Origin of the sequence: Clostridium sp. HV4-5-A1G (genome assembly GCF_900184915.1) — a bacterium.
GTDB classification, from domain to species: domain Bacteria; phylum Bacillota; class Clostridia; order Clostridiales; family Clostridiaceae; genus Clostridium_B; species Clostridium_B aromativorans.
Window position 1 is genome coordinate 1 of the sequence record NZ_FXYI02000275.1, and the last position, 2,942, is coordinate 2,942.

Below are 2,942 nucleotides of genomic sequence, written 5' to 3' on the forward strand. Positions count from 1 at the left end.
TTATTATATGATTTAACTTTGTATATGTCAATACTTTTTTAAAATATTTATATTATTTATTTTATCGTGCATACAGCAAATTAATATGCATATATCAGAATAAATATAATATTATAATATATGATGGTTAGTAGTATATAATCAACCTTATTTATGATTGATCCAAACTTGCCAAAACACTATCGTAAAGATTTTTTACACATTTTCCATTTCGTAAATTTCTACAATTAGTACAGCTTTTATAATAAGCTTCTCCAGTACTGGACTGAAATCCAAAATCATCCGGTTCATATCCCGGACATGCGCTGCCAACGTGTCTCATTTCCTGATCATTTGCCATAAATATCATTCCTCCTACTAAATTTAATTCATATTTAATATTCCATCAATTTCATCAAATAATTTTTTGCTGCATTGCTCATTTATAAAATTCACACAATTACTACAACTATTGGAAACATAGCTGGCCTGTAACCCAACTATATAATTTTTAGATTTATATTCTTTACAGTTTTCCGCAACGAGCATTTTATCCTGAATTGAAATCATAAAACTCACTCCTGAAAAATATTGTATCTTTAGTATCTCCAAAATTAAAAATTCAATTCAAAAAAGCCTCCAAAATTAAAAATTATTGGAAGCATTTAATACAATATAAAATTTTAGATTTTATCTGTTCAAATCAAGTGTTTTTATTATGTCTCTTTGAGTTTGATCTATCTTTTTTCCTTTATACCTCACCGCATTTATTGGACATATGTATATACATCTTAAACATAAAATACATTTACTATGAAAAATTGCATGTCCCCTTTCAAACGTTATATTGCCTTGAGGGCAATTTCTAAGACACAATCCACATTTACCGCATTCTCTTGTAGAAGATATATTTTTGGACAATTTGGGAATCTTATTTTTAAAAGTAATATAAATCGCTTTATTAAATTCAAATCTAATAAATGAAACACTTTCTATAATGGGTTCTCCTTTTATAAAATTTTCTACTACATTTTTTACTTTTTCATTTGCTTTTAACAACAATTCTTCAATTAAATCCCTATCAGGTTTTTTCCCCTTTATAAAATAGAAATTATTAGGCATCCTTATGCTAATTTGCATCAATGGAATGTACCCTTTTTTTTTCAAACACTTTGCCATAAAATACGGGGCTGAGGATAAAGATGCAGCTTGTGTAGAATAAACTATTATTTTCGTTTCTTTATTTAAATCATCAAGTCTATTTAAAAAATCATTTACAATTTTAGGTGGAAATTTAGCATAAACTGGCGAACCTATAATTAAGAAATCATATCTCTTCAATTTGCTAACTTCTAAAAATTGTATATTAACTAAATCTATATTTACATTGTAAAATGCAAAATTTTCTTTAAATCTATCTGCTACCCACTTAGTATTTCCTGTACCACTAAAATAACATAAAGCACCCTTCATGATAATCCTATTTTCATTTTCCCAAAATATATGAAAAGTGAAAATAATTACTCCTCTCTAAATTATAATCCAATTTTTCAACTGAACATTTAGTTCTTCTCTTCCTCAGCATACTTTTTTCTATTTTCAAACATGATTTTACTTAAAATTTCAGCTGATGTAGGTGGGGTAAACGCTATTGCATTAGCTCCTGCCATTATGGTATCTTTTATACTAGATTCTGTAGGACCTCCTGTAGCTATTATAGGAAAAGTAGAATACTCCTTTCTAACCTTCTTTACTATATTAATAGTCTCACCAGATCCGGAAACATTTATTATAGTAGCCCCTGATTCCACTCTATCTCTTATATCTTCATATTCAGATACTATAGTTACTATTATAGGTATATCAATAGTATCTCTTATCTGCCGTATAACTTCATTTGGAATAGTACTATTTAACACGATTCCCATAGCGCCCTTAAATTCTGCATCTAAGGCTAAATTTATAACTCTTCTCTCTGTTGTCATCTTCCCACCAACTCCACAAAATACTGGTATGTCAGCGGACAAAAGAATTGCTTGTGTTATAAGAGGCTGTGGCGTAAATGGATATACTGCAATAATGGCATCTGCATTTGTATTTTTTATAATTGCTACATCTGTAGTGAACAGTAGAGATTTTATTCTTTTACCAAATATTCTTATTCCACTTGCTTCTCTAATAATCTCAGGTACTCTAATCATATGCCTTGGGGTAATTCCCTTTATTTCTGGTATATACTTAGCCATTTTTTTCCTCCTTATCTAAAAAACTAGATGTTACTGTGCTTTTGAGCTTATCCACATTTAAGTATTTCTACTACAGCTATCATTGTCACATCTATAAGCTTTTTTACCAGTATAATTTATTTCCTTTAATACTTTCTTAACTATCCTCTTGCCAATTTCATCCTCACTCATTTCACAAAGGGCATCCTCTATATGACTCCAATCCACCCATTCTACTTCAGAAGATTTTTTTATATCTCCTCCATCATAATTTGCCATGAATGTGAGCATTATTATTTCTTTACCATTATTATTGACATACTCACTTCCTAAATATTTTAAATCTTTTACTTTCAGACCCGACTCTTCAAACACTTCTCTATGTACAGTTTCTTCTACAGTTTCACCATTTGCCACATACCCTGACAAAAGTACCTTAGAGTTTTTATATATATAACTTTGTTTTAATAATAATATTTGATCTTTATTTACTACTGCAACTATCACACAGGGCCTAGGGGTATCAAAATACATTATATCATCTTTAGAACAATATGGTACCCCACCTTCATCCCAGCTATACTTTTCTTCTAATTTTTTCCCACATATAGGACAATATTTAAATTTCATATATACACTGCTAATAAAGCAGCCACACCCCCTTAATTTTATCAAACAAATTTACACCGTTAATAAATATACCATCTATCTATATTATAAAGCTTATAAATATATAAT

General features: G+C 29.2%; 5 protein-coding genes. All 5 read right to left on the bottom strand.

Annotated features, from left to right (window positions below):
• Window positions 1-151 precede the first annotated feature (151 nt).
• The gene (locus J5G60_RS17595; protein ID WP_150358695.1) at window positions 152-340 is read right to left on the bottom strand and encodes a hypothetical protein; all 189 of its coding nucleotides are present in this window, start codon (window positions 338-340) and stop codon (window positions 152-154) included.
• A gap of 23 nt (window positions 341-363) precedes the next feature.
• A complete protein-coding gene (locus tag J5G60_RS17600; RefSeq protein WP_150358694.1) occupies window positions 364-549 on the bottom strand; it encodes a hypothetical protein in 186 nt (61 codons plus the stop codon).
• Window positions 550-669: 120 nt separating this feature from the next.
• Window positions 670-1,452, bottom strand: a complete 783-nt coding sequence (locus J5G60_RS17605) for an EFR1 family ferrodoxin (RefSeq protein WP_150358693.1) — start codon at window positions 1,450-1,452, stop codon at window positions 670-672.
• A gap of 89 nt (window positions 1,453-1,541) precedes the next feature.
• Window positions 1,542-2,225, bottom strand: a complete 684-nt coding sequence (locus J5G60_RS17610) for a hydrolase (protein ID WP_150358692.1) — start codon at window positions 2,223-2,225, stop codon at window positions 1,542-1,544.
• 57 nt (window positions 2,226-2,282) lie between these two features.
• Window positions 2,283-2,834 carry an NAD(+) diphosphatase gene (locus J5G60_RS17615; protein ID WP_150358691.1) on the bottom strand — a complete coding sequence of 184 codons (552 nt, stop codon included), beginning with the start codon at window positions 2,832-2,834 and terminating at the stop codon, window positions 2,283-2,285.
• Window positions 2,835-2,942: the final 108 nt, after the last annotated feature.